The organism is Micromonospora echinospora (genome assembly GCF_014203425.1).
Lineage (GTDB): Bacteria > Actinomycetota > Actinomycetes > Mycobacteriales > Micromonosporaceae > Micromonospora > Micromonospora echinospora_A.
The window spans coordinates 6,403,735-6,420,142 of record NZ_JACHJC010000001.1 but is presented as its reverse complement, the minus strand read 5'-3'; the positions used below and the strand labels follow the sequence as shown (position 1 = coordinate 6,420,142).

At 71.3% G+C, this 16,408-nt stretch carries 13 protein-coding genes; 6 read left to right on the top strand and 7 right to left on the bottom strand.

What is annotated here, in order from left to right; all coding sequences use genetic code 11:
• Positions 1-161 precede the first annotated feature (161 nt).
• The 3 genes from FHU28_RS28870 to mce form a co-directional block, all read right to left on the bottom strand.
• Entirely contained in the window at positions 162-1,412 is a 1,251-nt protein-coding gene (locus FHU28_RS28870; protein WP_184687969.1) for a DivIVA domain-containing protein, read from the bottom strand.
• Positions 1,413-1,675: 263 nt separating this feature from the next.
• The gene (gene ccrA, locus FHU28_RS28865) at positions 1,676-3,031 is read right to left on the bottom strand and encodes a crotonyl-CoA carboxylase/reductase (protein WP_184687968.1); all 1,356 of its coding nucleotides are present in this window, start codon (positions 3,029-3,031) and stop codon (positions 1,676-1,678) included.
• Positions 3,032-3,331: 300 nt separating this feature from the next.
• Complete coding sequence (gene mce / locus FHU28_RS28860) at positions 3,332-3,796, bottom strand: methylmalonyl-CoA epimerase (protein WP_184687966.1); 465 nt, start codon at positions 3,794-3,796, stop codon at positions 3,332-3,334.
• A gap of 61 nt (positions 3,797-3,857) precedes the next feature.
• On the opposite strand from mce, the gene FHU28_RS28855 reads away from it, so the two are divergent.
• A complete protein-coding gene (locus tag FHU28_RS28855) occupies positions 3,858-5,051 on the top strand; it encodes an acetyl-CoA C-acetyltransferase (protein WP_184687963.1) in 1,194 nt (397 codons plus the stop codon).
• Positions 5,052-5,129: 78 nt separating this feature from the next.
• Positions 5,130-6,065 (top strand): methylmalonyl Co-A mutase-associated GTPase MeaB, encoded by a 936-nt coding sequence (gene meaB / locus FHU28_RS28850; RefSeq protein ID WP_260413690.1) that lies wholly within the window; start codon positions 5,130-5,132, stop codon positions 6,063-6,065.
• A gap of 39 nt (positions 6,066-6,104) precedes the next feature.
• Here the strand turns inward: meaB and FHU28_RS28845 are convergent, their stop codons facing one another.
• Positions 6,105-6,749 carry a TetR/AcrR family transcriptional regulator gene (locus FHU28_RS28845; RefSeq protein ID WP_184687959.1) on the bottom strand — a complete coding sequence of 215 codons (645 nt, stop codon included), beginning with the start codon at positions 6,747-6,749 and terminating at the stop codon, positions 6,105-6,107.
• A gap of 146 nt (positions 6,750-6,895) precedes the next feature.
• Here FHU28_RS28845 and FHU28_RS28840 point away from each other — a divergent pair, with 146 nt between their 5' ends.
• From FHU28_RS28840 to FHU28_RS28825, 4 genes are all read left to right on the top strand, one after another.
• Positions 6,896-9,034 (top strand): ABC transporter permease, encoded by a 2,139-nt coding sequence (locus FHU28_RS28840; RefSeq protein ID WP_221453320.1) that lies wholly within the window; start codon positions 6,896-6,898, stop codon positions 9,032-9,034.
• Between the two features lie 92 nt (positions 9,035-9,126).
• Complete coding sequence (locus FHU28_RS28835; RefSeq protein WP_184687957.1) at positions 9,127-9,537, top strand: Asp23/Gls24 family envelope stress response protein; 411 nt, start codon at positions 9,127-9,129, stop codon at positions 9,535-9,537.
• Between the two features lie 114 nt (positions 9,538-9,651).
• On the top strand, positions 9,652-10,368 hold the full coding sequence (locus FHU28_RS28830) for a FadR/GntR family transcriptional regulator (RefSeq protein ID WP_311773672.1): 717 nt from the start codon (positions 9,652-9,654) through the stop codon (positions 10,366-10,368).
• A gap of 191 nt (positions 10,369-10,559) precedes the next feature.
• Positions 10,560-12,014: a P1 family peptidase gene (locus tag FHU28_RS28825; protein WP_184687953.1), complete on the top strand. Its 1,455-nt coding sequence runs from the start codon at positions 10,560-10,562 to the stop codon at positions 12,012-12,014.
• 642 nt (positions 12,015-12,656) lie between these two features.
• On the opposite strand, the gene FHU28_RS28820 is transcribed toward FHU28_RS28825, so the two are convergent.
• The 3 genes from FHU28_RS28820 to FHU28_RS28810 form a co-directional block, all read right to left on the bottom strand.
• Complete coding sequence (locus FHU28_RS28820) at positions 12,657-14,177, bottom strand: ABC transporter substrate-binding protein (protein WP_184687951.1); 1,521 nt, start codon at positions 14,175-14,177, stop codon at positions 12,657-12,659.
• 124 nt (positions 14,178-14,301) lie between these two features.
• The gene (locus FHU28_RS28815) at positions 14,302-15,255 is read right to left on the bottom strand and encodes a formylglycine-generating enzyme family protein (protein WP_184687949.1); all 954 of its coding nucleotides are present in this window, start codon (positions 15,253-15,255) and stop codon (positions 14,302-14,304) included.
• 7 nt (positions 15,256-15,262) lie between these two features.
• Positions 15,263-16,351 carry a 3-isopropylmalate dehydrogenase gene (locus tag FHU28_RS28810; RefSeq protein WP_184687947.1) on the bottom strand — a complete coding sequence of 363 codons (1,089 nt, stop codon included), beginning with the start codon at positions 16,349-16,351 and terminating at the stop codon, positions 15,263-15,265.
• Positions 16,352-16,408: the final 57 nt, after the last annotated feature.

Here is a 16,408-nt window from a genome sequence, read left to right as displayed (position 1 = left end):
CACACGCATCCGGTTCTGCTGGGGCGATACGGACGCCCCTTCTGGGAGCTACTTCACCCTCCTGGCGAAACGGGCCCGCACAGCATGACGGCGCGAGGCGACACCGGTCACCCGGCGTCACCCCGCGCCGTGGCTCATGCCCCCGACAGCGGGTGAATCGATCAGCCGGCCGACTCGGCCGTCACCTTCTGCCCGGAGGCGTCGGCCTTCGGGGTCTCGCTCTTGCCGGCGGCCGGGACGCCCGGCACGATGCCGGCCAGGCCGGACAGCATCTGCCCGAGCTGCGAGGTGACCGCGTCCTTCTGGCGGGTGAGGTCGTCGACCTCGCGGCGCGCCGCCTGCGTGGTCAGCTCGGCCTCGGTACGGGCCTCGTTGAGCACCCGCTGCGCCTCGGCACGCGCCTCGTTGAGCGTCTTGTCGGCCAGCGCCTTGGCCTTGTCGACGGTCTCGTTGGCGGTGCGCTCGGACTCGACCCGGCGGGCCTCGGCCCGCTGCTCGATCTCCTTGGCCCGCTCCTGCGCGGCGCGCGCCCGCTGCTCGGCCTCGTTCACCAGCTTCTGGGTCTGCGAGACCTGGGCGGCGTGCCGCTCCGACTCCTCGCGCTCGGCCTTCTCCCGCCGCTCGGCGAGCTGGAGCTCCAGCGCCTGCAGGTCCTTGTCGCGCTTGTCGCGGGCGTCGGTGAGCAGCTTCGTCGCCTCGGCGCGCTTCTCCTCGGCCTCCCGGCCAGCCTTGGCCCGCTGCTGGGTGATCTCCCGCTCGGCGGTGGCGCGCAGCGTGGCGACCTCCCGCTCGACTGTCGACTTCAGCTCAGCCACCTCGTGCGCGGTGACCGTACGCAGCTGCTTGGTCTCCCGGTCGGCGTCGGCGCGCAGCGTGTCGGCCTCGCGGCGGGCCTGCACCCGGACCTCGGCGGCCTCCCGCTCGGCGGCGGTACGGACGCTGCCGGCCTCGCGCTCGGCGGTGGCCTTCATGGCGGCCGCCTCGGCGCGTGCCTTGTCGGTGATCTCCCGCGCTTCGAGGCGGGCGGCGGAGAGGATGCCCTCCGACTCGCGCTTGGCCTCGTTGCGGTGGTCGTTGGCCTGCTCCTCGGCCAGCCGCAGGATCTGCTCGACGCGAGTGCCCAGGCCGGACAGGGTCGGCCGGCTGTTCTCCTCGAGCTGCTTGTTGGTCTCGGTGAGCTTCTGCTCGAGCGCGCTCTGGCGCTGCTCGGCCTGCCGCAGCCGGCGCTGAGCGTCGTTCATCCGCTGCTCGGCCTCGGCGCGGGCCTGCTCGGACTGGCTCAGGGCGGCGGTGAGGCGGCCGATGAAGTCGTCGACCTGGTTGGTGTTGTAACCGCGCAGGCCGACGGTGAAATCGGGCTGCGAGTTCGCGTTATCGAAGAACGCAAGAGGGGAGGACTGCTGCTGGGGCATTGGGACATACTGGCAGACGCCCCAGGGTGGTTCGCAAGAGCGGTCGGCACCTTTCGCGTCCTGTTTACATGGTCAACTCGGTCGGCCGGTGGGACCGGACCAATTGGCGATCTTGGCAGCTCCCGGGCGGGTCGGGCGGGTCGGGCTTCTCCGGGGAAGGCGGCGCGAAAAGGGCCGCGGGTCGGTACCCGCGGCCCTTTGTGCGTACGCCGGTCGAATGGCGCCCGGGTCGGCCGGAAAGGCAATCCGGGACGACCGTACGGTCAGTGACCGCGGAAGCGGTTGATCGCGCTTTCATGCCGCGAGCGCATCTCGGTGTCGCGGACGCCGAGCCCGTCGGTGGGGGCCAGGCACCGGACGCCGACCTTGCCCTGGTGCGCGTTGCGGTGCACCTCGTACGCGGCCTGGCCGGTCTGCTCCAGCGCGTACGTCTTCGACACGGTCGGGTGCACCTTGCCGAGCGCGACCAGCCGGTTGGCCTGCCACGCCTCGTGGTAGTTGGCGAAGTGGCTGCCGACGATCCGCTTGAGGTGCATCCACAGGTAGCGGTTGTCGTACTGGTGCATGTAGCCGCTGGTGGAGGCGCAGGTGACGATCGTGCCGCCCTTCTTGGCGACGTAGACGCTGGCGCCGAACGTCTCCCGGCCCGGGTGCTCGAAGACGATGTCCGGGTCCTCGCCGCCGGTCAGCTGGCGGATGCGCTCACCGAAGCGGCGCCACTCGTCCTGGTCCTGGGTGTGCTCGTCGGACCAGAACTTGAACCCCTCGGCGGTGCGGTCGATGACCAGCTCGGCGCCCATCTTGCGGCACAGCTCGGCCTTCTCGGGGGAGGAGACCACGCAGACCGGGATCGCGCCGCCGTTGAGCGCCATCTGGGTGGCGTAGCCGCCGAGGCCGCCGGAGGCGCCCCAGATCAGCACCACGTCACCCTGCTTCATGTTCGCGCCGTGGTGCGAGACGAGCTGCCGGTACGCGGTGGAGTTGACCAGCCCTGGGCTGGCCGCCTCCTCCCAGCTCAGGTGGCGCGGCTTCGGCATCAGCTGGTTGGCCTTGACGATCGCCAGCTCGGCCAGGCCGCCGAAGTTGGTCTCGAAGCCCCAGATCCGCTGCTGCGGGTCGAGCATCGTGTCGTCGTGGCCGGCGGAGTCCTCCAGCTCGACCGAGAGGCAGTGCGCGACCACCTCGTCGCCGGCCTTCCACTTGGTCACGCCCGGCCCGGTACGCAGCACCACGCCGGCGGCGTCCGAGCCGACCACGTGGTACGGCAGGTCGTGGCGGCGGGTCAGCTCGGAGAGCCGGCCGTAGCGCTGGAGGAACTTGAACGTGGGCAGCGGCTCGAAGATGCTGGTCCACACCGTGTTGTAGTTGATCGCGCTGGCCATCACCGCGACCAGGGCCTCACCCGGGCCCAGCTCCGGGGTGGGCACCTCCTGGACGTGCAGCGCCTTGCGCGGGTCCTTGTCGCGGGTGGCCATGCCGTCGAACATGCGGGTGTCCTCGGCGCGCACCACCACGCCCCGGTAGCTCTCCGGCACGGGCAGGCCGGCGAGCCTGGCGAGCTCCCGCTCCGGCTGCGACGAACCCTCCGCCGCCATGATCGCTTCGAGGATGTCCTGCACGGTGACCTCCCGTTAGTCCGCACCCGCACACCGCGGGCAGGGGTGCTGCCATCGTCGGCGCCGGTGCGACGGGACCGCCATGTCGGCAATCGACACATTCGGCACCGGTCGCCGCTGCTGTTCGGGCGGACGTTACTTAACGGTAGCTAAAGCGGGAAGCCCTCTGTGAAAAACTGCATCGGCCGATGAGTGGAGGTGTCCGTGGGAACGCGCAAGCGCGCACTGCCGCGCGCGTTCCCACTGGTTAGGAAGGGCCCCTTCTTAACAGACGTCTGTTAAGAAGGGGCCCTTCCTTGCGCCTCAGGCGGGCTGGACCAGTTCGATCAGCACGCCGCCGGCGTCCTTCGGGTGCACGAAGTTGACCCGGGAGTTCGACGTGCCGCGCCGGGGGGCGTCGTACAGCAGCCGCACGCCGCGCTCGCGCAGCGCCGCGCAGGCCGCGTCGATGTCCGCCACCGTGTACGCGACCTGCTGGATGCCCGGGCCGCGCTTGTCCAGGAACTTGCCGATCGTGGTGTCCGGGGACAGCGGCGCGAGCAACTGCACCATGCCGCCGGAGGCGTCCGGCCCGACCGCCAGCATCGCCTCGCGTACGCCCTGCTCGGCGTTGGTCTCGGTGTGCACGCAGCGCATGCCGAACGTGCGCTGGTAGAAGTCGATCGCGGCGTCCAGGTCGCCAACGGCGATCCCGACGTGGTCGATGCGGCGCAGGCCGATGTCTGTGACAAACTCGGCAGCGGGCTCGACGGGGGAGTTCTCAGCCATGACGCTAGTCTGACCGAACAATCGTTAAGGCGTACAGGTCGGCACCCCTCGGAGGCAGGCAATGGCTTCGGTGATCGTCAGCGGCGCGCGGACCCCGATGGGGCGCCTGCTGGGCAACCTCAAGGACCTCCCCGCGACCAGGCTCGGTGGCATCGCGATCAAGGCGGCCCTGGAGCGCGCCGGCGTCGCGCCCGAGCAGGTCCAGTACGTGATCATGGGGCAGGTGCTCCAGGCCGGCGCCGGACAGATCCCGGCCCGGCAGGCCGCCGTCGAGGCCGGCATCCCGATGTCCACCCCGGCGCTGACCATCAACAAGGTCTGCCTCTCCGGGCTGGACGCGATCGCGCTGGCCGACCAGCTCATCCGGGCCGGCGAGTTCGACGTCGTGGTGGCCGGCGGCATGGAGTCGATGACAAACGCCCCGCACCTGCTGCTCGGCCAGCGTTCGGGCTACAAGTACGGCGACGTGGCGGTCAAGGACCACATGGCCCTGGACGGCCTCACCGACGCCTGGGACTGCTGCTCGATGGGCGAGTCCACCGAGCGGCACGGCGCGAAGCACGGCATCACCCGTGAGGAGCAGGACGCGTTCGCCGCGGCCAGCCACCAGCGCGCCGCCGCCGCGCAGAAGAACGGGCACTTCGCCGACGAGATCACCCCGGTGGTCATTCCGCAGCGCAAGGGCGAGCCGCTGGTGATCAGCGAGGACGAGGGCATCCGGCCGGACACCACCACCGAGTCGCTCGGGAAGCTGCGCCCCGCCTTCGCCAAGGACGGGACCATCACCGCCGGCAGCTCCTCGCCGATCTCCGACGGCGCCGCCGCCGTCGTGGTCATGAGCAAGGCCAAGGCCAAGGAGCTGGGGCTCACCTGGCTGGCCGAGATCGGCGCCCACGGCAACGTGGCCGGCCCCGACAACTCCCTGCACTCGCAGCCGTCCAACGCGATCAACCACGCCCTGAAGAAGGGCGGCCTGAGCGTCGACGACCTCGACCTCATCGAGATCAACGAGGCGTTCGCGGCAGTCGGCATCCAGTCCGCCCGTGACCTCGGGGTCGGCACCGACAAGGTGAACGTCAACGGCGGCGCGATCGCGCTCGGCCACCCGATCGGCATGTCCGGCGCCCGGCTCGTGCTCACGCTGGCGATGGAGCTGAAGCGCCGGGGCGGTGGCACCGGCGCGGCGGCGCTCTGCGGCGGTGGCGGGCAGGGCGACGCGCTGATCATCCATGTGCCGAACGGCGACGAGAGCTGATAGCTGATACCTGTGAGTGACGTACAGAACGCCCCGGCGGCGGCCACCGGCCCGGTGCGCCGCAGCCGGGACGTACCCATGCTTGTCGAGCGGGCCCGCGCGGGTGACCCCCGCGCGGTGGCCCGGCTGATCACCCTGGTCGAGTCCGGCGACGAGGTGTTGCCGCAGGTCGCGGCGGCGCTCGCGCCGTACGGCGGGCAGGCCCAGGTCGTCGGCCTGACCGGCTCGCCCGGGGTGGGCAAGTCGACCACCACCAACGAGCTGGTCCGGGCGCTGCGGGCGCGCGGTCACCGGGTCGGCGTGCTGGCGATCGACCCGTCCAGCCCGTTCACCGGCGGGGCCATCCTCGGCGACCGGGTCCGGATGCAGGACCACGCGACGGACCCGGGCGTCTACATCCGCTCGATGTCCAGCCGGGGCCACCTGGGCGGGCTCTCCGCCGCCACGCCGCAGGCGGTGCGGGTGCTGGAGGGCGCGGGCTGCGACGTGGTGCTCGTCGAGACCGTCGGCGTCGGGCAGGCCGAGGTGGAGGTGGCCTCGCTCGCCGACACCACGCTGGTGCTGCTCGCGCCGGGCATGGGTGACGCGATCCAGGCCGTCAAGGCCGGCATCCTGGAGATCGCCGATGTCTTCGTGGTCAACAAGGCCGACCGGGACGGCGCCGACGCCACGGTCCGCGACATCCAGGGCATGATCGCGCTCGGCGAGCGCGGGCCGGGGGAGTGGCGTCCGCAGGTGGTGCGGTCGATCGCCGCCCGCGCCGAGGGCATCGACGACATCGCCGCCGCGATCGACAAGCACCGCGACTGGCTGGAGCGCCACGGCGAACTGCGCCGCCGCCGGGAGACGCGGGCCGCCGCCGAGATCGAGGCGATCGCGCTGGGCGTGCTGCGCGCCCGGATCGGCTCGCTGCGCGACGGTACGCAGCTCCCGACGCTCGCCGCCAAGGTGGCCGAGGGTGCCCTGGACCCGTACGCCGCAGCCGAGGACCTGCTCGCGCAGCTCGGCTCCTGAAGGCTCGGGCCGCCGGGTTCCGCCGGTCCGCCTCCGGGCTCAGAGCTCCGCGTCGGTGAGCGGATTGGCGGCTCCGGGTCGGCTGACCGGAGCCGCCAGCATGCCGGCGATGGCGTCGGCGAGGAAGTCGCCGACGTCCAGCCAGTGCGGGTCCTGCCCCTCCTGCTCGGCCCGGGCCTCGACCTCGGCGGTGGCGGTCATGACGATGCGGGCGATCAGCGCCGACCGGCCGGCCACCACCCCACGGTCGAGGTGCGCCAGGCGCGACGCCAGCGACGCGCGGGCCGGCAGGTCGACGAAGGCCGACTCGAACGCCTCGCGCATCAGCACCCGCAGCGTCGGGTCGTGCAGGGCCTGGGCGAGGAAGCGGGCCCGCCAGCTCGGCCTGGGCAGGCTCGCGAGCACAGCCATGGACGGCTGCACGAGACTGCGTACGTCGCCGAGGACGGAGTCGGGCTGCTCGGGCATCGCCCGGCGGGGTTCGGCGAGGGCGTCCACGTGCCGGGCGACCAGTGCCCGCAGTAGACCCTCCCGCCCGCCGAAGTAGTAGCGCACCGCGGAGTGGTTGGTGTTGCCCGCCACCTCGGCCACCCGGCGGTCGGAGATCTGAGCGATCCCCTCCTCGGCGAACAGGCGTTCCGCGGCGTCGAGCAGGGCGGCGCGGGCTGCCTCCGACCGTGCCATGAACGCACCTCTCCTCGTGGCTCGCGCGCCGACTGTGGCGCAGGCCAAACCTAGTCGTTTCGTGGTCCGGCGCCGGCGTCACCTACACTACGTAAGTCATCTGACTTACAACTGGCTGCCGACGCAGCCGCGAACCACTCCGGAGCATGCCTGTGCAGCCCACCACCGACCCGGCGACCGCCGAGCCGAACGCCGCCGACCGCAAGGAGCGGATCGTCCGCTCGGTCGCCCTCTTCGTCATGCCGTTCCTCATGGTCACGATGATGTTCGCGACCTACATGGCGACGATGCACTCGCCGCACCCCCGGCAGATGCCGGTGGCGGTGGTCGGCAGCGGCGCCCAGGCGCAGGGCGTCGTGGACGCGCTCAACGCCACTACCGGCGATCCGGTCGAGGCCCGGCTGGTCGCGTCCCGGGACGCCGCCGTGGAACTCCTGCGGGACCGGGAGATCAGCGGGGCGTTGCAGCTCCCGGCCGCGGGGTCGGACCAGGCGACGATCATCACCGCGTCGGCGGCCGGCGCCTCCCGCGCTGCCACCGCGCAACAGCTCCTCGCCCCGGTCGCCATGCAGCAGCAGTGGGCGTCCACGACCGAGGACGTCGCGCCGCTGCCCGACGACGACCGGGCCGGGATCTCGGTGCTGTTCGCCGCGATGGGCATGATGCTCGCCGGCTACGTACCGCTGAGCATGCTCCTGATGGCCACCCCGCACCTGCTGCGCCTGCGGCGGTTCGTTCCGCTGGCGGCCGGCTGGTCGGCGCTGACCAGCACGGTCATCTGGTTGATCCTCGGACCCGGTGTGGGCGCGGTCGACGGCCACTACCTCACGTTCCTCGGCGTCGGCATGCTCACGACCGGTGCCGTCGGTCTCGCCCAGCTGCTCTTCACCAAGGTGATGGGGCCGCTGGCGGTCCTGCTCGGAATGCTGTTCTTCGTCGTGCTGGGCATGCCCGCGTCGAACCTGGCGCTGCCGGTCGACACGATGCCTGGTTTCTTCCAGTTCCTGCACGGGGTGCTGCCCCTGCCGGCGGCGGGTGAGGCGCTGCGGTCGGCGCTCTACTTCGACGGTCGGGGCATCGGCGTCCACCTGCTGACGCTCGCCGCCTGGATCGTCGCCGCCGTGCTGCTCTGCCTGCTCAAGGAGCGCGGCGGGGCGCCGATCCCGCAGGCGCCGCAGGTCGATGGTCCGGACACGCCGCTGCCCGCGCTCGCCGGCGGCCCGCCGCGGTCCAAGCGGTTCCGGTACGTGACGGTGGCGGCGTTCCCGCTGAGCATCCTGGTCGCCGTGGTGGGCCTGATGAGCTTCTCCATGCACAAGCCCGAGCCGCACGACATCCCGGTGGCGGTGGTCGCCGCGGTCCCCGAGCAGGCGGAGCAGGTCGCCGCCGGCCTGCGGGCCGGTCTCGGCGGGGTCGCCGACATCTCCGTGGCCGCGTCGGTGGACGAGGCGAGGGAGCGCATCCTCGCCCAGGACCTGGTCGCCGCGTACGTGCTGCCCGCGACGCCGGGCGGCGAGGCCACCCTGTACTCGTCGTCGGCCGCCGGGTCCAGCCAGCACATGATGGTGCAGACCATGTTCCGCCAGGTCGCCGCCGGGCAGCAGACGCCGCTGGCGGTCACCGACGTGGCGCCGCTCAGCAGGACCGACACGATGGGCAGCAACAGCCTGTACGTCGGCATGTCCTGGATCATGTCTGGCTTCCTGATGCTGGCAGTGCTCCGCGGCGGAGCGCCGCACATCCGGCGGCTGCGCCAGTTCCTGCCGATCCTCGGCGGATGGGCGATCGGCATGTCCGCCTGGCTGTGGCTGCTGTTCGACGTGATCATCGGCGCGGTCAACGGGCACGCCCCGGAGATGATCGGCTTCGGCGCGCTCACCATCTTCGCCGTGTCGCTGGTGACCGCCGTGTTCACCCGTACCTTCGGCCTCGCCGCGATCATCCCGATGATGGTGGTGCTGATGATGGCCGGGGTGCCCGCGTCCGGCGGCGGCCTGTCGGTCTACATGGTGCCGGAGTTCTTCCGGACGCTCCAGGGCGTCCTACCGCTGCCCGCCGCTGTGGACACGGCCCGGTCGCTCGTCTACTTCGGCGGGGTCGGCGTCGGGCGGAACCTGGCCGTCGTGGCGGTCTGGGCCGCGGTCGGCCTGCTGCTCAACCTCGGCGTCGACCGGTGGTTGCGGCACCGCGAGCAGGCAGCGGGTGACGCCGGGCCGCACCCGGTGCCGGGCGCCTCCGGCGGGCTGGACGGGGTCGGCGAGCTGGAGTCGGCCGGGGCGCGCTGAACCGCGCGGCCGTCCACTGCGGACCGCCTCCGTCCAGTACGCTCGCACCGCCCCACGCCGTCGGCGCGGGGCGGTGCGACGGGTGGGAGAGCATGGCTGACGAGGCGACCCAGGAACTGTCGATCACGCCGGACGCGGTGGCGGGCGGGACCACGCATGTCTCCGACGAGGTGGTGGAGAAGATCGCGGTGGCCGCCACCCGCGGGGTGCCCGGGGTGGCCGAGCTGGGCGGTGACGTGGCCCGGTTCTTCAACGCGGTGCTCGACCGGGTCGGGCTCGACCAGGTCGGCGACGCCCGCCGGGGCTGCTCGGCCCATGTCACGAACGGCGCGGCGGTGATCAATCTGGTTCTCGTGATCGAGGCCGGTCACCCGGTTCCGCAGGTGACCGACGCGGTACGGGCCGCTGTCGTGTCCGCCGTCGAGGCGTACGGGCTGCGGGTCGATGAGATCAACATCAAGGTCGACGACGTGTCGATGGGCTCGCCGCCTCCCGCGGCCTGACCCTCCCCGCCCGACGGGCCAACGACCCGTACCGTTGTTCTTAGCGGCGCGAGGCCGCCGTGCGTCGGGAGGTTCGCCATGCCGAAGGGTGTCTCGTTCGCTCCAGTGCGCACCGTGAGGGCGTACGAGGGGATCGTCCGGCAGGTCGAGGAGCGGATCGCCGCCGGGGACCTGCGGCCGGGGGACCGGCTGCCCAGCGAGCGCGAGCTGACGACCCAGTTCGACGTCAGCAGGTCCACCGTGCGCGAGGCGCTGCGCGTGCTGGAGAGCAGCGGCCTGATCCGTTCCCGCCCGGGTGACCCGCTCGGGCCCCAGGTGATCGCGTCGACCGCCTCGGCGATGCGCAAGCTGTTCGCCCGGGTCGTGGACAGCCGGCGGCTGGGCGTGGCGGAGCTGCTCCAGTTCCGGATGATCATCGAGTCGGCTGCCGGTTCCGTCGCGGCCCGGCTGGCGTCCCCGCCCGAGCTGGACGAGCTGGAGCAGGCGCTGGCCGGGATGAGGGACGCCATGGCCGACGGTTACGAGGCCTTCAGCGCCGCGGACGTCCGCTTCCACGAGCACGTCGCCCGCCTGTCGGGCAACGAGCTGCTCGTGCTCTGCCTCGACGCGGTCCGCAGCATGGTGCTGGACCTCATCTCCACGAAGCTCGCCGAGGCTCCGGACCGCGAGGCGCTGATGGAGCGCACGCTCGCCCATCACCGTCGCGTCCTCGACGCGATGCGGGCCGGCGAGGCCGACGAGGTCGCCCGGCTGACCCGCGAGGAGCTGCACCGCTACTACGCCGAGTACGTGCCGGAGCCCCGGCGCTCGATGGTGGACGTATTGCTCTGAAACAGCCCGATGTGGCCTGACCTCGGATGATGCAAGATCGGCCATTAACTGAGCAGCCCTTCCCTTCAACTGGTCTGACCAGTAGCCTCCCCCACATCACCGAGGTGTACACGGGGGACTCCGCAGTTGACCAATGCCGCGACCGTCCCAAGCTGGGCGGGAGTCGCAGTGCTTCGCATGGGAGAAGCTCCATGAAGTCGTCCAGATTTGCCGCGCTCGCCGCGGCTGCCCTGGTCTGTCCGGGACTCGTGCTCGTCAGCGGCTCGCCCGCGTCGGCCAATCCCGCCGCCGGCGCGCCGGGTGCCCACAACGCCATCACCGACGTTCCCGGAATCCAGGTCGGCCAGGTTCAGTCCGACATCGCCCCGTACCTGACCGGCACCTCGGTCGTGTACATGCCGCAGATGTCGGTGGCCAGCGTGGACCAGCGTGGCGGTGCCCCCGCCACCAAGGAGACCGACCTCCTCAGCCCGCTCAACTCGAACCCGGGCGTCAACGCGATCCAGCTCGGCGGCAGCAGCATGTACGGGCTGTCCGCCACCAACGGCATCATCCGCTGGCTCGAGGACCGTGGCGAGGGCGTACGCGTCGGCGCCGGCGGCGTGGCCCCGATCGTCCCGGCTGCGGACATCTTCGACCTCGGCCGCGGCGGTGACCCGAAGGCGCGTACCTCCGCCGAGTGGGGTTACCTCGCGGCGCAGGCCACTTCGGACGGTCCGGTTCGTCAGGGCGGCGTCGGCGGCGGCACCGGCGCCCGCGGCGGCGGCCTGCGCGGCGGCGTCGGCACCGCCAGCGTTCACCTCGGTGACGGCATCTACGTCGGCGCCATGGTGATCGTCAACCCGGCCGGCTCCCCGGTCGACCCGGCCGACTGCACCCTGTACGGCGTCAAGTTCGGCATCGGCAACGAGTTCGCCGGCTACAAGGCTCCCAAGAAGAAGGAGTGCAACCCGCCGAGCACCGCCGCCCAGCAGCCGGCGAACACCACTATCGCCGTGGTCGCCACCAACGCGCCGCTGGAGAAGGCCGCCGCCCAGCGGATGTCCGGCAACGCGCACGACGGCATGGCCCGCGCGATCAGCCCGATCCACACCCTGGGCGACGGTGACACCGTCTTCGCCGTCTCCACCGGCAAGGGCGAGGCGCTGCAGATCAACGACCCGGCCGACACCCGTCAGCTGAACGCCATCTTCAACGCCGGCGCCAGCACGCTGGCCCGTGCCATCGCCAAGGCCGTCCTCTCGTCCGAGAGCATCGGCAACACCACCAGCTACTGCGACCGCTACCCCTCGGCCTGCAAGGGCATGAAGCAGCTGAAGCAGTGGCGTACCCAGGGCAACGCCCCGACCGTGACCCCGGAGACCTTCGCCCAGGCGTCGCAGGCGCTGGCGCAGACCCCGGTCCCCGCGCCGCCCGCTGCCGACAACGGCAAGCCCAAGCCGAAGCCGAAGGCTGCTCCGGCGGGCAACACCACTCAGCAGGACTCGCAGAACGGCATGGTTCTCGCCTCCGGTAACGCCGGTGGCCCCAGCGTCCCGACCGGCGTGACCACGGGCCTGCTGGCCGCGGGCATCCTGGGCGTCGGCCTGCTGGGCATGCACCTGCGGGGTCGCCGCCGGGGGCAGGCTTCCGACCGGCTCGCCTGACACGCACCCTGTCTCACCGTCGCGCCGGTAGCTAGGCGCGCGTGAACGATCGAGGCGGGTTCCGTCCACACCGGACGGGACCCGCCTCGCTGCGTTCGCTTTGCCTTTCGTCCCCAGCAGACAGCTCTCCGGACCGCGTCCCGCCGCTGCCGCTGTCGTCGGCGGGGGAGCGCAGTTCCTGTGCGGAGCTGAGGAAACCCTCCAGGCTCCAGAGGCGCCTCCGCCTTACGTGGCCTGCAGTCCGGGACTGCTGCCATGGAGGGGCCGCCCTGGCCGGCGGACGCGGTCTTCCACGCCGTGTGACATGGCCGGACGCCGCGCCGGAGGAGACCGCTCGACCTCGCCCGACGGCGCCACCGACCCGTACTTCGCACCACGACGGCCAACGCCCCGTCCGGCAGTGCGAGCCGCTCCCGAGCCTCAGGGATCCACAGTCGCCGTCCACACTCGGCGATCTTGCACTTCGCGCCCCGACGAAAGGGGTGGATCGCCCGCACCGAGGGCCGCAACTGCAAGATCGCGGGGGCCGGGCCGGCCCGGGGGGCGCGGGGCAGGGCCCGAGGCCCGAGGGGTGGCGGGACATGAAGAAGGACCTGGTGGGCCGGGGCCCAACCAGGTCCTTCTGTGGTGCGTGGAGCTGGATTACTTCTTCGACACCTTGGTGACGTCGAAGGACTGGGTCACCGCGTCCTTCGGGTAGCCCTCGACGCCGTCGCGGATCACCGCCAGGTTCGGCAGCAGGAAGAGCCAGTCGCTGGCGGCCTCCTGCGAGATGACCTTCGCGGCCTCGGCGAACTTCTTGTCCCGGGTCGCCGCGTCCAGGGCCGTGTCGGCCTCGTTCATGAGCTGCGTGACGGCCGGGTTCTTGTAGCGGTAGTAGTACTCCGGCTGGCCGTAGCGAACCAGGTCACGGGGCTCGACGTGCGCGATGATCGACAGGTCGTAGTTGGCCTTGCTGAGCACCTTGTCGAGCCACTGCGGCATCTCGACGTTGTTCTGGGTCACCTTGATGCCGACCTCGGCGAGCTGCGAGGCGACGAACTGCGCCGACGCGCGGGCGTACCCCGGCGGCGGGACGTCCATGGTCAGGGTGAGCCCGTTGGCGTGACCGGCGTCGGCGAGCAGCTGCTTGGCCTTGGCGGGGTCGTGCGGGAAGTCGCCGTTGCGGTCCTCGTACCACGGGTCGCTCGGCGGCACCATGCTGCCGATCTTCGTCCCGTACCCGGACCAGACGGTCTTGATGAGCGCGTCGTGGTCGATCGCGTGGCGGATGGCCTGGCGCACCCGGACGTCGGCCAGCGGGCCCTTGCCGTTGTTCATCGCCAGGACGACCTCACCGGTCGTCTTGCCCTCGACCACCTCGAACTGCTTGTTGCCCTTGAACACCTCGAGCAGCTGCGGCGCCTGGATGTTCGCCACGATGTCGAGCTGGCCGGAGAGCATCGCGTTGTTCAGCGCGTTGGCGTCGGTGATGTACCGGAAGACGGCGGTGGCGACCTTCGCCTTGTCACCCCAGTAGCCGTCGTTGCGCACCAGGGTGATGCTGTCGCCCCGGTTCCACTTGTCGAACTTGAAGGGGCCGGTGCCGTTCGGCTTCGTCCCCAGGTCGGTGGCGTTCTCCTTGAGCACCACGCCGACGCGGCCGGCGACGTCGAACAGCCAGCTCTGGCTCGGCCGCGACAGCGTCACCTCCACCGTGGAGGCGTCCGGCGACTCGACGGTCTTCACGACCGTCATCTGCGACTTGAACGGGTTCGTCGAGCCCTCCGCGGTCACCCGCTTGAAGCTCCACACCACGTCCTGCGCGGTCAGCTTCTGGCCGTCGTGGAAGGTCACGCCGTCGCGGAGCTTGAACGTGTACTTGGTGCCGTCGTCGGACATCTTCCATTCGCTGGCCAGCAGCGGCTCCACCTCACCGGTGTCCGCGTTCTGGCGCACCAGGCCCTCGTACACGTTGTAGAGCAGGACCTGCGGGATCGCGGCGCCGGCCTCGGCGGTCAGGTCGAGGCTCACCGGCTCGAGGTAGGCACCGAGGGTGACCGTACCGTTGCCGGAACCGCCACCGCCGGTCGTGGTCTCGGAGTCACCATCGCTACTGCACGCGGTCAGAGCCAGCGCCGTGGCGAGCAGCACGGCGGGCAGCGTTATCTTCAGCCGATTCATTCGTGTGTCCCATCGCGAAGAACGCCAAGGGCGCTCGTAGCCTGTGAGGCGGGACACTAGGAGCGTGGTACCCAATGCAAAAGGGCCAGTTCAGCGGGGTCGGCAGGTACCAATCGGTGTCTGGCTACCGTGCCACCCGGAATCCGGTGTTGCCACTTGAGGAGTCAACGGTGGTCCGACTCCGTGCGGCCACGCGGTAACGGTTGCAGTAGGAGTCGTGGCAGAGGTACGAACCGCCCCGGATGACGCTCTCACCTGGTGAGATGCGTCCTCGGCGGTCGCGCCAGGGTTCGGCCGTGAGTTCCCAAACGTTGCCCGCGACGTCGTACAACCCGTAGCCGTTCGGCGGAAACGCGATCACCGGAGAGGTGCCCACGAAACCGTCGTCCGCGGTGTTGACGGCAGGGAAGGCGCCCTGCCAGATGTTGCACCGGTGCCGCCCGTCCGGAGTCAGCTCGTCGCCCCAGGCGAAGCGCGCCTGGGACAGCCCGCCGCGTGCCGCGTACTCCCACTCGGCCTCGGCCGGCAGCCGCGTCCCGGACCACGCGCAGTACGCCTCGGCGTCCCGGTGGGAGACATGGACGACCGGATGCTGCTCGCGTCCCGACAGGTCCGAGCCGGGCCCGTCCGGGGCCGCCCAGTGCGCGCCCTCGACCGCCAGCCACCAGGGCGCCCCCGGCACTGTGGCGTCGAGCACGTACGGGCGTGCGGACGGCGCCAGCAGCAGGTGGAAGACGAAGGACCAGCCGTACCGTTCCGCGTCGGTGCGGTAGCCGGCCGACTCGACGAAGCGGGCGAACTGCCGGTTCGTCACGGGTGTCGCGGCGATCTCGAACGGGGCCACCGTCACCGGGCGGACCGGCCCCTCCAGGTCATCCGGGAAGCCCTCCGGATCGTCGGTGCCCATGAGGAAGGCGCCGCCGGGCAGCGCGATGAGGCCGTCCGTACCCCCCGAGCGGACGGCGCTCGCACCCGAGGGCGCGCCGGTGCCGGGAGCGGGCGGGCGTTTGGGCGCGCAACACGGCGACGGCGGGGTGAGGCCCCCGCCGTCGTCCGGTTCAGCCGATTCGGCGCTCACATCCGTGTTACGCCGGCAGGGCGTCCGCCTGGTACGCGTCCTCGCTGATGGCGGCGGCGACGGCGTCCCCGAAGTCCTCCGTCGACATGCCCATCTCCGGCCCGCGCATGGCGCCCAGGCGCGGCAGCACCGCCTTCACCCCGTCCTCCAGGCTGCGGGCCGCCTCCGGGTGGCCCAGGTGCTCCAGCATCAGCGCGGCGCTGAGGATCGAGCCGGCGGGGTTGGCCCAGCCCCGGCCCGCGATGTCGGGCGCGGAGCCGTGCACCGGCTCGAACATGCTCGGCGCCGACCCGGTCGGGTTGAGGTTGCCGCTCGCGGCCAGGCCGAGACCGCCCTGCACGGCCGCGCCGAGGTCGGTGATGATGTCGCCGAACAGGTTGTCGGTGACCACCACGTCGAACCGCTCCGGCTGGGTGACCAGGTAGAGGCACATCGCGTCGACGTGCACGTAGTCCACCGCGATCTCCGGGTACTCCGCCGCGACCTCCTCGAAGGTCCGCTGCCACAGGTCACCGGCGTAGGTGAGGATGTTCGCCTTGTGCACAAGTGTCACGTGCTTGCGGCGGGTCAGGGCCAGCCGGAAACCGTGCCGGATGAGGCGTTCGACCCCCTTGCGCGTGTTGACCGATTCCTGGGTGGCGATCTCGTCCGGGCTGCCCCGGTGGATGAAGCCGCCGGCGCCGACGTAGGCGCCCTCGGTGTTCTCCCGCAGGATCACCAGGTCGCACTGCTCGGGACGCAGCCCGCCGATGGGCGAGGGCACGCCGGGCAGCAGCTTGACCGGCCGCAGGTTGACGTACTGGTCGAAGGCGGTCCGCAGGTGGATGACCAGGCCGCGTTCGAGCACGCCGGGTGGCACCGACGGGTCGCCGACGGCGCCGAAGAGAATGGCGTCCGCCTTGGCCAGTTCCTGCTCCACGTCCGGCGGCACGACCTGGCCGGTGATCCGCCAGTAGTCCGCGCCGAGTTCGTAGTCTTCCCACACCAGGTCCAGCCCGAACCGTTGGGCGGCGGCGTCGCACGCCTTGACCGCCTGCGCGGTGACCTCGGGCCCGATGCCGTCGCCGGGCACCAGCGCGATTCGCTGGGCGCTCATTAGTCCACCCCTGTCCGCGTGCAGGAGACCGTCACCTGCCATCGCCCGGCCAAGAGT

Coding starts and splice junctions, on each gene's coding strand:
- FHU28_RS28870 (WP_184687969.1), bottom strand. CDS start 1,412: ATGCCCCAGCAGCAGTCCTCCCCTCTTGCGTTCTTCGATAACGCGAAC.
- mce (WP_184687966.1), bottom strand. CDS start 3,796: ATGGCTGAGAACTCCCCCGTCGAGCCCGCTGCCGAGTTTGTCACAGAC.
- FHU28_RS28855 (WP_184687963.1), top strand. CDS start 3,858: ATGGCTTCGGTGATCGTCAGCGGCGCGCGGACCCCGATGGGGCGCCTG.
- meaB (WP_260413690.1), top strand. CDS start 5,130: ATGCTTGTCGAGCGGGCCCGCGCGGGTGACCCCCGCGCGGTGGCCCGG.
- FHU28_RS28845 (WP_184687959.1), bottom strand. CDS start 6,749: ATGGCACGGTCGGAGGCAGCCCGCGCCGCCCTGCTCGACGCCGCGGAA.
- FHU28_RS28840 (WP_221453320.1), top strand. CDS start 6,896: ATGCCTGTGCAGCCCACCACCGACCCGGCGACCGCCGAGCCGAACGCC.
- FHU28_RS28835 (WP_184687957.1), top strand. CDS start 9,127: ATGGCTGACGAGGCGACCCAGGAACTGTCGATCACGCCGGACGCGGTG.
- FHU28_RS28825 (WP_184687953.1), top strand. CDS start 10,560: ATGAAGTCGTCCAGATTTGCCGCGCTCGCCGCGGCTGCCCTGGTCTGT.
- FHU28_RS28820 (WP_184687951.1), bottom strand. CDS start 14,177: ATGAATCGGCTGAAGATAACGCTGCCCGCCGTGCTGCTCGCCACGGCG.
- FHU28_RS28810 (WP_184687947.1), bottom strand. CDS start 16,351: ATGAGCGCCCAGCGAATCGCGCTGGTGCCCGGCGACGGCATCGGGCCC.